The sequence below is a fragment of the Bradyrhizobium sp. Ses1 genome, assembly GCF_059512365.1.
In genome coordinates this window covers 57057-72516 of sequence record NZ_JCAMOQ010000049.1, presented here as the reverse complement: position 1 = coordinate 72516, position 15460 = coordinate 57057, and the positions used below count along the sequence as shown (strand labels likewise).

Genomic DNA, 15460 nt, shown 5'->3' with positions numbered 1-15460 from the left:
GCAGCGCGCCACCCATAGCGCCGTAGCAAGCGCGGCTTGCTTGGAGGGCAGACCGCGGCCCGTTACCCCATCTACGAGTATTACTTGCCCGCCTGCGCGTAGCCGAGACATGTCCGCACGATCTGGCCGCAGACGGCATCCCGCGCGTCGCCGATGTCGGTATTCCCGGCGTACTGCACCTCCGCGACCTTGCCGCCGACGAAGCGGAGCTGCACGCGGCAATAGCCGTTCAAGGGCTGGCCGCCGATGTTCAGCCCGGGTGGGATCGTGAGAGCCGGCGGCGCGATGCCACCGGGCGCACTGGCGGCATGCTCATACATCCAGATTTCGCCGGTGCCGTCCTTGGTGGTTCCAGTCGGCAGCCCCGCGCACATCCGGATGTTCGATTGATTAAGTCCGATCAGGCTTTCCCGGCCGCGCCGCGCCCATTCGGCGTCCCGTTCGGCACAGCCGGCCAGGACGAGGGGTGCCAGGATAAGCATCCGCAGGCGAAGTCGCATCGGTACCGATTCAGTGACTGGATTTGCAGCGACGATATCGCGTTGCGAATTTGCGTTGCAGTGGACGTGCTGCTCGCCTCCATGCGCGGCCGGCATGGATCAAAAGCCGAGGTGGCACGTTATCGACGCCCACTTTACCAATGCGCCGTAAATTTCCCCTCCCGCAGGAACGCAATCGTCTGCGCGATCGCCGCGTCATTGCGCACCAGCCATGGATGTGACGTGCGCACGACAATATGATCGGTCATGCCGTCGAGCCTCGTGTTCGCGACCGACACACGACCGTCATGCGGTCGCGGCAGGAAGGCCGAGGCGACAGGGTAGATTGAGCGGTTCCCGGCGATGATGCCAACCGGATAGTCGATCGGCGGCAACAGCGCCATGGTCGCGACATCGCGCAGCGTGCCAAGCTGCTGCCCGGCCGGGCCAAAGAAGGCGCGATACAGCACGACATTCTTCAAGCGGTCCGCGATCTCGCTACCGCCGTTGGGCGTCCCCAGCATCATCACGCGCCCGAGATTGTGCGGCCGATGTTTGGCGAGATAGACGCGCGCCAGCAGTCCGCCCATGGAATGGCAGACGAAGTGCACTCGGCCACCAAGACGGCCTGCGAAAGTTTCGATCGCGGAATGGATGTCTTCCGCCAGCGCCTCAAGCGGTTTGCGGCGGCTGGCGTAGTCGAGATTGAGCGTTGTATATCCGGCGCGCTCGATCGCGCTTTCCATCTTGCGGAACGAACGCGCGGTCCGGCTGATGCCGTGCAGGAGGACGACGCCGTCCCGTGCTGGCGTCGTCCGAAGTGTGCTCACTTATATTCGCGTTCCTGCCACCACGGGAAATAGTCGGGCATGTCGGACGAGACCTTGTCCTTGAATTGCGCGGGGCGCTTTTCCAGGAACGAGACCACGCCTTCCTTGACGTCGTCCGAGCGGCCGCGGGCATAGATGCCGCGGCTGTCGACCTTGTGCGCTTCCATCGGATCGTCGGCGCCGAGCATGCGCCACATCATCTGGCGGATCAGCGCCACCGAGACCGGCGCTGTCTTGGCGGCGATCTCCTTGGCCAGCGCGCGGGCAGTCGGCAACAGCTCGTCCGGGGGCACCACCTTGCTGACGAGACGGCCGGCAAGTGCCTCCTGCGCAGGGAACACGCGGCCGGTGTAGCACCACTCCAGCGCCTGCGAGATGCCGACGATGCGCGGCAGGAACCAGCTCGAGGCCGCCTCCGGCACGATGCCGCGTTGGGAGAACACGAAGCCGAACCGCGCGGCCTCGCTCGCAATGCGGATGTCCATCGCAAGCTGCATGGTGACGCCGATGCCGACCGCAGGCCCGTTCACCGCCGCGATCACCGGCTTCAGGCTCTTGAAGATGCGCAGCGTCACCTGGCCGCCGCCGTCGCGCACATTGGGATCGCTGTAATCGACCGCGCCGCTCGGCAGCCGCTTCACCGGTCCGCGCCGCGCGTCGCGGTCAAAGGTGTTGGCGCCGGAGGAGAGATCGGCGCCGGCGCAGAAGGCACGGCCTTCGCCGGTGACGATGATGGCGCGGATGTCGTCGTCCTTGTCGGCGGCATCGAAGGCGTCGATCAGTTCCTGCTGCATCGTCGCGTTGAAGGCGTTGAGCTTGTCCGGCCGGTTCAGCGTGATCGTGAGGATCTGCTCGGCGACCTCGTACTTGATCGTCTCATACGCCATGGTGGTTTCCTTCCTTGTGTCTGTTCGTTGCGTCCCAGCGCAAATCATCGTCATGCCCGGGCTTGACCCGGGCATCCACGTTCTTGCTTCATCGCAAGCGTATAGACGTGGATGGCCGGGACAAGCCCGGCCATGACGGAGTGTGCGGATTATTTCTCAGGCGGCTGCGGCCAGGGGCGTTGCGGGCCGCGCAGGGCCTCGAACGCCTTGCCCATGCCGAGCACGCCGATGTCGTCGAAGCGGCGGCCGATGATCTGCACGCCGATCGGGAAACCCTTCTTGTCGTAGCCGCCGTTGATCGACAGCGCCGGGTTCTCCGACATATTCCATGGCACGGTATAGCAGATGTGCTCGAACGGCTTGTCAGGATCGTTGAGCGGGGCGGGGAGCTCGGCCGCGAAGTTCACCACCGGTGAGACCGGCGAGATGATGTAGTCGAAGTCGCAGAACAGTTTGGCTGCGGCCGCGCGGATCGCCATGGTCTGGTTGAAGCCGCGGATGACATCCACGCCCGACAGCTTCGCGCCGGCCTCGCCCCATTTGTAGATATAGGGCAGCACCTTTGCGCGCTCTTCCGCCGAGAGCTTCGAAAGATCGTCCCACATCCGCGCGCGCCAGAAATTGTCGAGACCCTCGAGCATTTGCCGGGTGAAGAAGCCGTCGATCTCGGTGACGACGGCGCCTGCGGATTCGAAGGTTTTCGCCGCCTTCACCACGACGTCGCGCACTTCCTTCTCAAGCGCCTGGCCGACGTCGAGATCGAGCATCAGGCCGAGGCGCATCTTGCGCGGCGACTTCTCCAGCGTCTTCCAGTTGATCTCATGCGCCGGCAGGCTCATGCCGTCGCGGCGATCGGGGCGCGACAGCACGCTCATCATCAGCGCGGCGTCGTCGACGGTGCGGGTCATCGGACCCGCGACGCGGCCGACATAGGGCGGATCGATCGGGACGCGCCCGAGGCTCGGCTTCAGTGCGACCAGGCCGCACCAGCATGCCGGCAGCCGCACCGAGCCGCCGATGTCGGTGCCGAGATGCAGTGGGCCGTAGCCGGCCGCAGCGGCCGCACCGGCGCCCGCGCTCGAGCCGCCGGGATTCTTGCTGAGGTCCCAGGGGTTGCGGGTGAGGGGATGGAACGAAGAGAGCCCGGAGGACAGCATGCCGTAATCCGGCATCGTGGTCTTGGCGAAGATCACCGCGCCCGCTTCGCGCAAGCGTGCCGCAGGAGGAGCATCCTTTTCCGCCGGCACGTGCTTGACGCTGGCGGCACCGAGCGGCACCGGCTGGCCTTTGGTGGCGATATTGTCCTTGATCGTGACAGGCACGCCGTCGAGCGTGCCCATCGGCTCGCCGGCCTGCCAGCGGTCGGCCGAGGCCTTGGCCACTGCACGCGCGCCATCCGGGTCGTACAGATAGAGCGCCTTGATGTGCGGTTCCCACTGCGCGACATGGGCGATCACCTCGTCCAGCACCTCGAGCGGCGAGAACTGCTTGGCGCGGTAGCCTGCGATCAGGTCGGTGGCGGAAAGGTCGTGCAGCGAGGTGACGGCTTCTTCGGGGGCTGGTTTATGCATGGGCACCTACCGGCAAACGAGTCTCGATGATGCGTGCGAACATGCTGGCGCCAACAGGCAGAATCTTGTCGTCGAGGACATAACCGGGATTGTGCACCGGCACCGAGCCGTCATGGCCGACCCAGAAATAGGCACCGGGCACGGCCATCATCATGTCGGCAAAATCCTCGCTGCCCATCTTCGGCTGCGAGCGGGTGATCACCTTCGACGGATCGACCACCGTGCGCGCGACCTGCTCGACCACGCGAGACTGTTCTTCTTGGTTGACGAGCACGCTGAAACCGTCGCGAATGTCGACGGTGATCTCGACCTGGAATGTCGCCGCAATGCCGGCGCAGATCGCCCGCATGCGTTCGCGGATCAGCGCGCGCACCTCGTCGGAGAAGGCGCGCACGGTGCCGCACAGCTTCGCATCGCCGGGAATGACGTTATACGCCGAGCCCGAGTGGATCTGCGTGATCGACAATACCGCCGCCTGCAACGGATCGACGTTGCGGCTGACGATGGTCTGCAGCGCCTGTCCGAGCGTCATCGCGATCACGACAGCATCCTTGGAGCGCTCCGGCATCGCGCCATGCGCGCCATAGCCCTGGATGGTGATGTCGAAGAAATCAGCGCCGGCCATTGCCGGCCCAGGCAGGACCGCGATCTCGCCGTGGTCCAGATCTGGCGCATTATGCAGGCCATAGATCTCGTCGCAGGGAAACTTTTCGAACAGACCGTCCTTGATCATGGCGCGGGCGCCGCCAAGGCCTTCCTCTGCCGGCTGGAAAATGAAATGCACGGTGCCGTCGAAATTGCGGGTTTCGGCGAGATAGCGCGCACTGCCGAGCAGCATGGTGGTGTGGCCGTCATGGCCGCAGCCGTGGAAGCGGCCGGGAATGGTCGAGCGCCATTTCAGGTTGGTGTTTTCCTCCATCGGCAGCGCGTCCATGTCGGCGCGCAGGCCGATGCGCTTGCCGCCATTGCCCTTGCCCTTGAGCACGCCGACCACGCCGGTGCCGCCGAGGCCGCGATGCACCTCGATGCCCCAGCTCGCGAGCTTCTCGGCGACGATGCCGGAGGTGCGGACCTCCTCAAAGCCGATCTCGGGATGGGCATGGAAATCCCGACGGATCGCCGTGAGTTCGTCGGCAAAGCCTTCGATGCGTTCGATGGTGGGCATTTGGTCCTTATCCGGTTGAACGTGATGTGTTGACAGGCGCAAAGGCGGGCCCGTTCGGCTTGATACGGATTCCCGGCCGCAATTTGGTCCACGGCAGCGAGGCGGTGTCGGCCGGCATCGCGCCAGGTGCGGCGCAGATCAAAAGCTTCTCGGCGATCGGCTCGAAATCGGCGCGGAAATGCACCGAGCTCTTGTTGACCAGGACCGCCTGCTTGGTCGGCTCGATACCGACATAGCGGTACATCGCCTGGTCGGCGAGCTGCGCCTTGTGCGAGCTGACGACCACCCTGACATCGCCGATGCGCAGGCACGCCGATGGTCCCATGTCCATGTCGCGGCCGCCGTAATAGGGGCCGGGCGCCACGAACTTTCCATCCGAGAGCTGCTCGACGACGAAGGTTTCCTTGTAGGGCGCATCGCCCGGGATGCCCGACTTGCCGCCGAGCGCGAGCGTTACGGTGGCGCCGACGCCCGCGGCATGCGCCGCCTTCGCCGATTGGGGGTCGTAGATCACGCCGGTTGCGGCGCGCGCGGCCTTGTTCCGCACCAATGCGCGCAGCATCCCTGTGGTGTCGGAGTCGCCGCCGGCGCCGGGATTGTCCTGGGTATCGGCGATGATGATCGGCCTGGTCGCGGTCTTTGCCAACTCCATCGCATGGCGGACGCCGTCGTCGGGCGAATAGATGCGACCGTCGAAATCGTCCTCATGGCCGGTGATCAGTGCGGCAAGCTTCTCGGCGGCGGCATCGGCGTCGGCCTGTGTCCTGCCGTAAGCGAACACGCTCGGCCCGCAATGTTCGAAATCGGCCGCGGGAAAGCCCGGCGCAAAGGACAGGGTCGGCACCGCATCGCTCTCCATCGCGGCGAGCTTCTCGTAGATGCCTCTGGTCGGCTGGTCATTGGTGCACTGCCAACTGATCGGGATCAGGAACGGCAATTGCCGGAACGCTTTTGCAAAGCGCTGCCTGGTCTTCAGTAGCAGCGCGAGATGTCTTGCGGATGCGCGGCCGGTGTCGGCCATGTCGACATGAGGGTAGGTGCGGTAGGCGATCAGCGCATCGGCATGCTCGACCATCTCAGGCGTGACATTGGCGTGTAGATCCAGGCTCACGACCAGCGGCAGGTCGTTGCCGATCACCTTGCGCACGCGCGCCAATATCTCGCCTTCGCCGTCGTCGAGATGCTCGGTCACCATCGCGCCGTGCAGGTCGAGATAGACAGCATCGAGCGGGCCTGCACTGGCGATGCCGTCGATCATTTTCTTGACGATACGCTCGAACGCATCTTCGGTCACATGGGCGGACGGGCTGGCGCCGCAGGAGATCGTGGGGATCAATTCCCAGCCATTGGCTTCGGCGGCCTCGACGAAGCCGGCTAGCCCGACATTGATCTTGCGCATCACCTTCAACACGTCGGCGCCGTGCGCCATCGATGGCCAGCCGCCGCCATGCACGAAATCATCATAGGTCGCTTTGGTCGGCGCGAAGGTGTTGGTCTCGTGCAGGAAGCCGCCGACGGCGATACGGGTCATTGATCAGGGTCTCGTAAAGAGGTCGTGGGGCGCGACGTTAAGCGTGTCGCTGCGGCCAGCGCAAGCCGCGAAGCATTGCGAATGATGCGTAGCCCGGATGCAGACGCGTAGCCCGGATGGAGCGTGGGGGCAATCTGGGATACCGGAACGCCGTCATTGCGAGCGGAGCGAAGCAATCCATCTCTCCGCTTGTTGAGGCATGGATTGCTTCGTCGCTGCGCTCCTCGCAATGACGGAGGAGGACCGGCTACTCCGCGGCCTCAGCCACCGGCCGGAAATTGGCAAAATCCCAGCCGCGGCCGGGTGCGGCATCAAGTAGCGCCCTGGTGTAAGCCTCTTTCGGGTGAGTGAGCACTTCCGCCGCCGGCCCCTGTTCGACGACGCGGCCATGCTGCATCACAACGACATCGTCGCAGATTTGCGCCGCAACGCGCAAATCGTGGGTGATGAACAGCAGCCCGATGCCGAGCCGCTTCTGGATCTCATCCAGGAGATCCAGCACCTGCGCCTGCACGGAGACGTCGAGCGCGGACACCGCCTCGTCTGCCACCAGCACCTCAGGGTCGAGCGCGAGCGCGCGCGCAATCGCAATGCGCTGGCGCTGGCCGCCGGAGAACTGGTGCGGATAGCGCGAGATCGCGTCCGCCGGCAAATGCACCAGCTCGAGCAGTTCGCGTGCTTTGCTCAGCGCCTCCTTGTGCGGCATGCCGTAATTGATCGGGCCTTCGGCGATCGACTCGCCGACGGTGACGCGCGGGTTGAGCGAGCGGTAGGGATCCTGGAAGATGATCTGGATCTTCTTGCGGTGCGGCTGCAACAGCCGCCGCGACAGTTCGGAGATTTCGCGGCCCACCAGCCGCACGCCGCCGGAGGTCGGGTCGATCAGGCGCACGATGCAGCGCGCCACCGTCGATTTGCCCGAGCCGCTTTCGCCGACGATGCCGAGCGTGCGGCCTTTGCGCAGCGTCAGCGTGACGTCCTTGGCGGCCGCGACCTCGCGGATTTTGCCGAGGAAGGAACGCTCGCGATAGACCTTGCAGAGCTCGTTGGCCTCGAGCACTACCGGTTCCCTGGTCTCCTCGCGCGGCGGCCGCGGCACCAGGCTCGGCACCGAGGCCAGCAGGTTACGGGTATATTCCATCGACGGATTGCGCAGGATGCTGTCCAGCGGCCCGCTCTCGACCAGCCGGCCGTGACGCATCACCGCGACGCGGTCGGCGATTTCAGCGACCACACCCATGTCGTGGGTGATGAACAGCACCGCGGTGCCATGGTCGCGCTGCAGGTCGCGGATCAAGGTGAGGATCTGCTTCTGCGTGGTGACGTCGAGCGCGGTGGTCGGCTCATCCGCGATCAAGAGCTTCGGCTCCAGCACCAGCGCCATCGCGATCATGATGCGCTGGCGCTGTCCGCCGGAAAGCCGGTGCGGATAGGAGGCGAAGATGCGCTCCACATCGGGCAGCCGCACCTGCTCCATCATCGCAAGGATCTTCTGCCGCCGCGCGCGGGCGTCGAGATTGGTGTGCACGCGCAGGACTTCGTCGATCTGGCGGCCGACCGGCACCACCGGGTTGAGCGCCGTCATCGGCTCCTGGAAGATCATCGCCATCCGCGTGGCGCGCAATTGCCGCAAGCGGCGGTCGCTTGCGGTGAGCAATTCCTCGCCCACCAGCTTGACGCTGCCACCGGTTGGTATCAGCGAGCCCTTCTGCAACAGGCCCATCACCGTGAGCGAGGTCACCGATTTGCCGGAACCGCTTTCGCCGACCAGGCACAGCGTCTCGCCTTCTCGGACTTGCAGTGAAATGCCGTCGATGATGCGGCTTGCGCCCGGCTTATTGCCGAGGGCGACGACGAGATTGTCGATGTCGAGGACGATGTCGGTCATTCAGTTACTCTCTCGTCATTCCGGGGCGCGCGAAGCGCGAAGCGCGGAATCCATCGGGCCACAAGTGCAAGCGGAGAAATGGATTCCGGGTTCACGCTTCGCGCGCCCCGGAATGACGGAGTGAATGGCTTCATCACTTCCCGCTCCCCCGCTGCTTCATGCGCGGATCGAGCGCATCGCGTGCGGCGTCGCCGATCAGGTTCACGGAGAGGATCGCGATCGATAGCAAGAGGCCGGGCCAGAAGATCAGGGACGGCTTGATCTGAAAGTACGCGCGTCCCTCGGCCATGATGTTGCCCCAGGTTGGCGTTTCCGGCGAGATGCCGGCGCCGAGGAACGACAGAATCGCTTCGGTCAGCACGGCGGAGGCGCAGACATAAGTGCCCTGCACGATCAGCGGCGCGATCGTGTTCGGCATCAGGTGCCGCCACATGATCTTCGGCAGGCTGGAGCCGAGCGAGATCGCGGCTTCCACATAGGGCTCCTCGCGTGCGGTGAGCACCACCGAGCGCACCAATCGCGCCACCCGCGGCACCTCGGGAATGGTGATCGCCACCAGCACGGTCCAGATGCTGGCGCCCGACAGCGAGACCACGGCGATCGCGAGCAGGATGCTCGGGATCGCCATTAGGCCGTCCATGATCCGCATCATCACCGCGTCGACCCATTTGAAGAAGCCCGAGACGAGACCGATCACGAGCCCGATGCTGATCGAGAACACGGCGGCACCGAGCCCGATCAGAAGCGAGATCCGGCCGCCATAGATGATCCGTGACAACAGATCGCGGCCAAAGGCGTCGGTACCGAGCGGGAACTCGGCGCTGGCCGGCTTCAGTCGCAGTGCCGGTGCGAGCTGCACCGGGTCATGCGGCGCAAGCCATGGCGCGAAGATCGCCATCAAGATGATCAGCGACAGGCAGATCGTCGCCACCGTCATGATCGGCGTCGAAGTGAGGAATCCAAATCGTGGCCGCAGCGGCGTCGTGATCGGAAGCGACGACTCGGGGAGGGTATCGATCGCCATCAGTAGCGGATCCTTGGATCAAGCAGGGTATAGGCGAGGTCGATCAAGAGGTTGACGCCGACATAGATGCCGGACGTCAGCAGGATCATGGCCTGGATCACCGGATAGTCGCGCGCCAGCACCGCATCGACGGTGAGGCGGCCGATGCCGGGCAGATTGAACACGCTCTCGGTGACGACGACGCCGGAGATCAGAAGTGCAAAGCCGCTGCCGATCACGGTGATGACAGGCACTGCCGCGTTGCGCAGCCCGTGCCGCAGCAGCACGCCCATCTCGCCAATGCCTTTGGCGCGTGCGGTGCGGATGTAATCCTCACCCATCACATCAAGCATCGAGGCACGCGTCATGCGTGCGATCAGCGCGACATAGATAAAGGACAAAGCACAGGTCGGCAGGATGATGCGCTGGAAGAACGGGCCGAAGCCGGCGGTGATGCTCTTGAAGCCCTGCACCGGAACCCAGCGCAAATCGATCGCGAAGATCTGGATCAGCACATAGCCGATCACGAACACCGGCACGGAGAAGCCGAGCACGGACAGTCCCATCACGAAGCGATCGATCCAGGTGCCGTGCCGCCAGGCCGCGATCACGCCGAGCGGCACCGCCACCACGATCGAAAGCACGATGGTGGAAAGCGCGATCGAGATCGAGGGCTCAATGCGCTGGCTGATCATCTTCAGTACCGGCACGTTCGAGATCAGGGACACGCCGAGATCGCCGTGCAGGAGTTTGCCGACCCAGGTCACGAACTGGATATAGATCGGCTCGTTCAATCCGAGCGAGGTGCGGATACGCTCGAGCTGCTCGGGCGTTGCGTTGTCGCCGGCGAGGATCGCCGCGGGATCGCCCGGCGTCAGCCGCAGCAGGAGGAACACGAACAGTGCCACCACGCCCATCACGGGAATAGCGGCAAGGATTCGGCGAAGCAGATATCCCAGCAATGTCGATCCGTCAGATTAGGGTCAGTTAAGAGTGACGTCGGCCGTTAACCTGAGTTCCGTCACCAGCGTAGCATTTCAGCAATTCCCGTGCCATCGGCCTACTCACTGCCGTCATGCCCGGGCTCGTCCCGGGCATCCACGCCTTTTCACGCGGCCGCGGCACGTGGATGGCCGGGTCAAGCCCGGCCATGACGAGCCGACTGCAGCGTCCGGGCAATCACTGCAAGGTCGCCAATAACCCTGCCATCAGCCGGCCGCGCTCGGCAAGGCTGTCGACCTCGATATGTTCATTGAGCGTGTGTGCATCGGCACCGCGCACGCCGAGGCCGTCGAGCGTGGGTACGCCCATCGCCCCGGTGAAATTGCCGTCGGAACCGCCGCCCTTGCTGCCGTGGGGTAGCTTCAAGCCCATCCCTTCCGCAAGCGCGCGGGCCTTTTCATAGAGCGCCATGGTGCCGGCATCCGGCTCCCACACCGGGCGGGTGACGCCGCGCGTCACCGTGAAGGTGACGTCGTTCGACGTGCCCGACAGCGCCAGCATGCGCTCGACGCCGCGGTCGAGATCGGCTTGGCGCTTGGCCATGCTCAGCGCTTCGCCGGTGCAGGTGGTGGCGACGCAATTGACCCATTGGCCGCCATGCACGATGCCGACCGAGAAGGTGCAGTCCTCCGTCGTCATGCCGTCGATCGCGAGGATCTGCCGCGCCATCTCGCGGATCGCCGATCGGCCGGAGGAAAGCGTCGCGCCGGCATGGCTCGGCCGTCCCGTTGCCTCCAGGTTGAAACGGGCGATCGCATAGCGGCCGGTGACAACGCCGTTGTCGGCGGTGCCCGGCTCCGGCACCAGCACATATTTATTGCGCGCGGCTTCGGCCTCGATGATGTCGCGCGTCGACGGCGTGCCGACTTCCTCGTCCGGCGTGAACAGCACGGTGATCGGCAAGGGGGTCGTGAACGAGGCGCGGATCAATTGCCGGATTGCTTCCAGCGTCAGGTAGTTGCCGCCCTTCATGTCGAAAATGCCGGGGCCGAAGCATTTGTTGCCTTCGCGCCGCCACTTCAGCTTCTCGATGGTGCCGACCGGATGCACCGTGTCGAGATGGCCTGCGATCAAAATGCCGGGCTCGCCGAACTTCGGATGCGGAAAGCGCGCACGCACGCAGCCGGCAAAGCCTTGGCGGCCAGCAATGCGCTCGATCGTCGCACCCATGATCGCCATCTCGCGCGCTGCAAGGTCGAGCATGCGCTCGACAGCCGCCGCGTCCCAGGTCGGACTCTCGCACTCCACCCAGCTACGCAGGCCCTGCAGCATCACTTCGGAATCAAAGGGAAGATTGGCTGGATTCATGAGGTCTCTCTCTTCGTTGCTGCAGGTGCGCAATGCAATCGGATCGCGATCGTCGAAATCGGCCGGCGAAGTTGTAGCGTCAAATGCGGGGAGCCGCACCATTCGTTTGTGTACATCCGATCTCGACTAAAACCCGATTGACGCAAAACACGCTTGGTGCAAGTCTCAAATTTGCCGCCCTTGCAGCATGTTAGTCCGCCTAAATAACGGACCGAGTGCATAACGAATAAGCCGGCTTTGACCAGTTTCACGTCAGGAGAGACACGAATGTTCCAAACGTCCAGTTGGAAGCGCAGGGCGCTGGCATCAGCGTTATCAATCGTTGCGCTCTCGGTGGCGCTGAGCGCGCAGGCGCTCGCGGCCGGCAAGACCATCACCGCGGTGATGCATTCGGACTTGCGCGTGATCGATCCGATCATGACCACGGCCTACATCAGCCGCGATCATGGCTACATGGTCTATGACACGCTGCTCGCGACCGACTCCAATTTCAAGATCCAGCCTCAGATGGCGGACTGGAAGGTCTCCGACGACAAGCTCACTTATACTTTCACGCTGCGCGACGGCTTGAAATGGCATGACGGCACGCCGGTGACGGCGGAAGATTGCGTCGCCTCGCTGCAGCGCTGGGGCAAGGTCGACGGCATGGGTCAGAAGCTGATGGACTTCGCCGAAAGCCTCACCGCGACCGATGCCAAGACGATCACGCTGAAGCTGAAGGAGCCCTATGGCCTGGTGCTGGATTCGATCGGCAAGCCGTCCTCGCGCGTGCCGTTCATGATGCCGAAGCGTCTCGCCGAGACCCCGCCCGACAAGCCGATTCCCGAGCAGATCGGCTCCGGCCCGTTCAAGTTTGTGCAAGCCGAATTCCAGCCGGGCGTGAAGGCGGTCTACGAGAAGTTCAAGGACTATGTGCCGCGCAAGGAGCCGGCGAACTGGACCTCCGGCGGCAAGGTCGTGAAGGTCGATCGCGTCGAATGGATCACCATGCCTGACGCGCAGACCGCGGTGAATGCGCTGCAGTCGGGTGATATAGATTTCATGGAATTTTTGCCGCTCGATATGCTGCCGGTGCTTGAGCCGAACAAGGATCTCAAGATCGAGGTCCTCAATAAGTTCGGCTTCCAGACGCTGGGGCGCATGAACTTCCTTTATCCACCGTTCGATAACGTGAAGGTGCGGCGCGCCGCCTTCCTGGCGATGAACCAGAAGGACGTGCTCGATGCGTTGGTCGGCAATGCAAAGTACCAGACGATCTGCGGCGCCTTCTTTGGTTGCGGAACGCCACTCGAGACCGATGTCGGTGCTGAGACTCTGGTGAAGGGCAACGGCATGGCCGAAGCCAAGAAGGCGCTGGCCGAGTCCGGCTATGACGGCACGCCGGTCGTGATCATGGCGCCCGGCGACGTGATCACGCTGAAGGCGCAACCGATCGTCGCCGCTCAGTTGCTGCGCGATGCCGGGTTCAAGGTCGACCTGCAGGCCACTGACTGGCAGACCGTGGTGACCCGTCGCGCCAGCCAGAAGCCGCCGAAGGAGGGCGGCTGGAATATGTTCTTCACCAATTGGGTCGCTGCCGACGTTGCCAATCCCATCGTCAACGCCTCCCTTACCGGCCGCGGCAAGAACGGCGGTTGGTTCGGCTGGGCTGAGGACGCCAAGATCGAGGAGCTCCGCGACAAGTTTGCCCGTTCCTCCTCGCCGGATGAGCAGAAGAAGATCGCCGCCGAGATCCAGAAGCAGGCCTACGACCAGGTGATGTATATCCCGCTCGGCCAGTATTCTCTCCCGAGCGGCTGGCGCAAATCGCTCACCGGCGTGCTCGACGGTCCGGCGACGCCGATCTTCTGGAACATCGACAAGAGCGAGTAGGGCGCTTCATCGAATAATAAAGCAAAATGGCCGGGCTCAGCCCGGCCATTTTCATTGAGCGAGCGAGTTTCGTCCGCGCTCAGCAGTGACTCTCGCGCACGCGTTCCAACCCTTCGTTCAGAAGCGGCGGAGCGGGTTCCGGCAGCGAAGCCGGCCTGCGCGTCTCTTGCTTCTGCTCTTGCGGTTCCGGATGCTGTTCCGCCGCCCCTTGTTCCCCTGGATAGTCTTTCGCCATGTCAATCGCACTCCAATGCTGCATCACAACATTTTCGGCGAGAGAATGTTCCGCACCCGCTGCGCGCCCGGCGACGGTCTCTAATGTCCGAATTTACGGGAACACAGTCATTGTCGCGAAATCGCCGAGTGCCGTGCCTGGCGACATCGCGGCGGCGTACAACGCGACGAGAAACAGCCGCGATAAGAACAGAACACCAATGATGATCGCTACGCGGCCGATCCAGGCTGTCTTCTCCGCAAGCCGATCCTGCTCCGAACTTGCCATCGTCACATCTCCAATCCATACGCGCTGAGATTTGACAGCCGCAAGATTGCCGTCGGCGCGCAAAGACTAGGTTTCTGTGGCAGGCGTTGATGTGATCCCAGCCACACTGACGGGAACGTGATGAAGGGGGCGCGCGCAAGCGTGCTGTTGCCTCACCGCAACTCGAACGTTCTCGTGCTCTCGCCAGCAATCAAACGGTGCTGATTTACGCTTTGCGTCGAGTTGTTTCGGACGATCTCGTGAGAGTGGCGTGCAGTGATGCGATCGGATGCATCATGGTCTCAAGGCGCGCTCAAAAAAATCTGGCTCAAGCGACCGCACGCACGTTCATCTCTACGACCTGCTCGTCCGCCGCTTTTTGCGCGGGATGGGCTTGGCATAGTAAGGATTGACCACGCACTGAGCCGCCCGGCCGGAGGCTGATGCCTGACACTGGGGTATCGAGGTGTAGCGACATTCGAAGTAGTAATCCACCATGCCCTGGTAGATCTGCAGGCAGACCGGATAGTTCGGATCGTAAGTCTGGGCCTGGGCTGGCGTTGTCTTGCCGAGCATAACGACTGCCAGGATAGCCAAAGCCAGAATGCGCATCATGATATCCTCGTTCCTGGTAGGCTATGGTCTCGGTCCTGACCGTCTTGTGCCGGCTGACTTGCCGGCTCTGGTCGTGTCGTCGTCGTCGTAGCCAAAGCGAGATTCGTCTGATTCGATTGGTGCGGGCGGTGGGACTCGAACCCACACGACGTTGCCATCGAGGGATTTTAAGTCCCTTGCGTCTACCAATTCCGCCACGTCCGCGTTCGTCGGGAGAAGGATATCTAGCGCGTTTGGTGACGAAGTGGAAACAGGATAATTGTTGCCGAATACATGTTATTTCAACAGTTTAACGCGTAACGCGACGACGCCACATCTTGCGTATCGCGCTGCGCGGTGGCCGCCCAGCCTCAATCCGGACATTTCCCGCTGCTTTAGCCAATCTCAACACTTAACCGTTTATCAAGGCGCCATGTCCGTCCGCACCTTCCTCCACCTGCCGCCGCGCGCGGCCGTGACCGCCGCGCTGCTTGCGCTTGGCGGCCTGCTTTGCGGCTGCGCCCAGATGGGCGAGACGCTCAGCCCGGCCTTCGTCGATCCCGCGAAATACGATCTTTACGACTGCAAGCAACTCGAGACGGAGCGCGCGGCGCTGACGTCGCGCGCGGCGGAGTTGCAGGGGCTGATGTCGAAGGCGGAGACCGGGGTCGGCGGCGCCGTGGTGGCGGAGGTGGCCTACCGCAACGATTACGTCGCGGTGCGCGCGCAGCAGAAGCTCGCCGAGGAAAACTGGCGACGCAACAGATGCCATGAGACGATCGCGGCGGCGCCGGCGCCGATCGTGCCACCGGCGCCCGCCCGAGGCGCGCGTTCGCGCTGAATCGCGCT

General features: G+C 63.7%; 15 protein-coding genes and 1 tRNA gene. 2 read left to right on the top strand and 14 right to left on the bottom strand.

Annotation, left to right across the window (positions count from 1 at the left end):
• Window positions 1-80: 80 nt before the first annotated feature.
• From AC5ZG5_RS36380 to AC5ZG5_RS36335, 10 genes are all read right to left on the bottom strand, one after another.
• Window positions 81-500: a hypothetical protein gene (locus AC5ZG5_RS36380; protein ID WP_130229421.1), complete on the bottom strand. Its 420-nt coding sequence runs from the start codon at window positions 498-500 to the stop codon at window positions 81-83.
• A 134-nt stretch (window positions 501-634) separates the two neighbouring features.
• The gene (locus tag AC5ZG5_RS36375) at window positions 635-1309 is read right to left on the bottom strand and encodes an esterase/lipase family protein (RefSeq protein WP_456645568.1); all 675 of its coding nucleotides are present in this window, start codon (window positions 1307-1309) and stop codon (window positions 635-637) included.
• Complete coding sequence (locus AC5ZG5_RS36370) at window positions 1306-2196, bottom strand: crotonase/enoyl-CoA hydratase family protein (RefSeq protein ID WP_456645567.1); 891 nt, start codon at window positions 2194-2196, stop codon at window positions 1306-1308. The genes AC5ZG5_RS36375 and AC5ZG5_RS36370 overlap by 4 nt, the downstream gene beginning before the upstream one ends.
• Window positions 2197-2345: 149 nt before the next feature.
• Entirely contained in the window at window positions 2346-3767 is a 1422-nt protein-coding gene (locus AC5ZG5_RS36365) for an amidase (RefSeq protein ID WP_456645566.1), read from the bottom strand.
• Window positions 3760-4932: a M20 aminoacylase family protein gene (locus AC5ZG5_RS36360; protein ID WP_456645565.1), complete on the bottom strand. Its 1173-nt coding sequence runs from the start codon at window positions 4930-4932 to the stop codon at window positions 3760-3762. Before AC5ZG5_RS36360 ends, AC5ZG5_RS36365 begins: the two co-directional genes overlap by 8 nt.
• A 7-nt stretch (window positions 4933-4939) precedes the next feature.
• Complete coding sequence (locus tag AC5ZG5_RS36355; RefSeq protein WP_456645564.1) at window positions 4940-6463, bottom strand: M81 family metallopeptidase; 1524 nt, start codon at window positions 6461-6463, stop codon at window positions 4940-4942.
• A gap of 247 nt (window positions 6464-6710) precedes the next feature.
• Entirely contained in the window at window positions 6711-8351 is a 1641-nt protein-coding gene (locus AC5ZG5_RS36350; protein WP_130229427.1) for an ABC transporter ATP-binding protein, read from the bottom strand.
• Between the two features lie 133 nt (window positions 8352-8484).
• A complete protein-coding gene (locus AC5ZG5_RS36345) occupies window positions 8485-9375 on the bottom strand; it encodes an ABC transporter permease (RefSeq protein ID WP_130229428.1) in 891 nt (296 codons plus the stop codon).
• Window positions 9375-10316, bottom strand: a complete 942-nt coding sequence (locus AC5ZG5_RS36340; protein ID WP_456645563.1) for an ABC transporter permease — start codon at window positions 10314-10316, stop codon at window positions 9375-9377. The genes AC5ZG5_RS36345 and AC5ZG5_RS36340 overlap by 1 nt, the downstream gene beginning before the upstream one ends.
• A 217-nt stretch (window positions 10317-10533) precedes the next feature.
• Window positions 10534-11664: a M20/M25/M40 family metallo-hydrolase gene (locus AC5ZG5_RS36335; protein ID WP_456645562.1), complete on the bottom strand. Its 1131-nt coding sequence runs from the start codon at window positions 11662-11664 to the stop codon at window positions 10534-10536.
• A gap of 267 nt (window positions 11665-11931) precedes the next feature.
• On the opposite strand from AC5ZG5_RS36335, the gene AC5ZG5_RS36330 reads away from it, so the two are divergent.
• On the top strand, window positions 11932-13536 hold the full coding sequence (locus AC5ZG5_RS36330; RefSeq protein ID WP_456645561.1) for an ABC transporter substrate-binding protein: 1605 nt from the start codon (window positions 11932-11934) through the stop codon (window positions 13534-13536).
• 79 nt (window positions 13537-13615) lie between these two features.
• On the opposite strand, the gene AC5ZG5_RS36325 is transcribed toward AC5ZG5_RS36330, so the two are convergent.
• From AC5ZG5_RS36325 to AC5ZG5_RS36310, 4 genes are all read right to left on the bottom strand, one after another.
• Window positions 13616-13771 carry a hypothetical protein gene (locus AC5ZG5_RS36325; protein WP_496165502.1) on the bottom strand — a complete coding sequence of 52 codons (156 nt, stop codon included), beginning with the start codon at window positions 13769-13771 and terminating at the stop codon, window positions 13616-13618.
• 93 nt (window positions 13772-13864) lie between these two features.
• Window positions 13865-14038, bottom strand: coding sequence for a hypothetical protein (locus tag AC5ZG5_RS36320; protein WP_165435527.1), 174 nt, complete (start codon window positions 14036-14038; stop codon window positions 13865-13867).
• Between the two features lie 333 nt (window positions 14039-14371).
• Window positions 14372-14632: a DUF3551 domain-containing protein gene (locus tag AC5ZG5_RS36315; protein WP_080663895.1), complete on the bottom strand. Its 261-nt coding sequence runs from the start codon at window positions 14630-14632 to the stop codon at window positions 14372-14374.
• 117 nt (window positions 14633-14749) lie between these two features.
• Window positions 14750-14836 (bottom strand) — tRNA-Leu (locus AC5ZG5_RS36310).
• Window positions 14837-15044: 208 nt separating this feature from the next.
• Here AC5ZG5_RS36310 and AC5ZG5_RS36305 point away from each other — a divergent pair.
• Window positions 15045-15452 (top strand): twin-arginine translocation pathway signal, encoded by a 408-nt coding sequence (locus tag AC5ZG5_RS36305; protein WP_456645560.1) that lies wholly within the window; start codon window positions 15045-15047, stop codon window positions 15450-15452.
• The last annotated feature ends 8 nt before the right edge of the window (window positions 15453-15460 follow it).

Bases quoted from the DNA above. Each gene is read 5' to 3' on its own strand.
- AC5ZG5_RS36380 (WP_130229421.1), bottom strand. From the start codon at position 500: ATGCGACTTCGCCTGCGGATGCTTATCCTGGCACCCCTCGTCCTGGCC.
- AC5ZG5_RS36370 (WP_456645567.1), bottom strand. From the start codon at position 2,196: ATGGCGTATGAGACGATCAAGTACGAGGTCGCCGAGCAGATCCTCACG.
- AC5ZG5_RS36365 (WP_456645566.1), bottom strand. From the start codon at position 3,767: ATGCATAAACCAGCCCCCGAAGAAGCCGTCACCTCGCTGCACGACCTT.
- AC5ZG5_RS36360 (WP_456645565.1), bottom strand. From the start codon at position 4,932: ATGCCCACCATCGAACGCATCGAAGGCTTTGCCGACGAACTCACGGCG.
- AC5ZG5_RS36355 (WP_456645564.1), bottom strand. From the start codon at position 6,463: ATGACCCGTATCGCCGTCGGCGGCTTCCTGCACGAGACCAACACCTTC.
- AC5ZG5_RS36350 (WP_130229427.1), bottom strand. From the start codon at position 8,351: ATGACCGACATCGTCCTCGACATCGACAATCTCGTCGTCGCCCTCGGC.
- AC5ZG5_RS36345 (WP_130229428.1), bottom strand. From the start codon at position 9,375: ATGGCGATCGATACCCTCCCCGAGTCGTCGCTTCCGATCACGACGCCG.
- AC5ZG5_RS36335 (WP_456645562.1), bottom strand. From the start codon at position 11,664: ATGAATCCAGCCAATCTTCCCTTTGATTCCGAAGTGATGCTGCAGGGC.
- AC5ZG5_RS36330 (WP_456645561.1), top strand. From the start codon at position 11,932: ATGTTCCAAACGTCCAGTTGGAAGCGCAGGGCGCTGGCATCAGCGTTA.
- AC5ZG5_RS36325 (WP_496165502.1), bottom strand. From the start codon at position 13,771: ATGGCGAAAGACTATCCAGGGGAACAAGGGGCGGCGGAACAGCATCCG.
- AC5ZG5_RS36320 (WP_165435527.1), bottom strand. From the start codon at position 14,038: ATGGCAAGTTCGGAGCAGGATCGGCTTGCGGAGAAGACAGCCTGGATC.
- AC5ZG5_RS36315 (WP_080663895.1), bottom strand. From the start codon at position 14,632: ATGATGCGCATTCTGGCTTTGGCTATCCTGGCAGTCGTTATGCTCGGC.
- AC5ZG5_RS36305 (WP_456645560.1), top strand. From the start codon at position 15,045: ATGTCCGTCCGCACCTTCCTCCACCTGCCGCCGCGCGCGGCCGTGACC.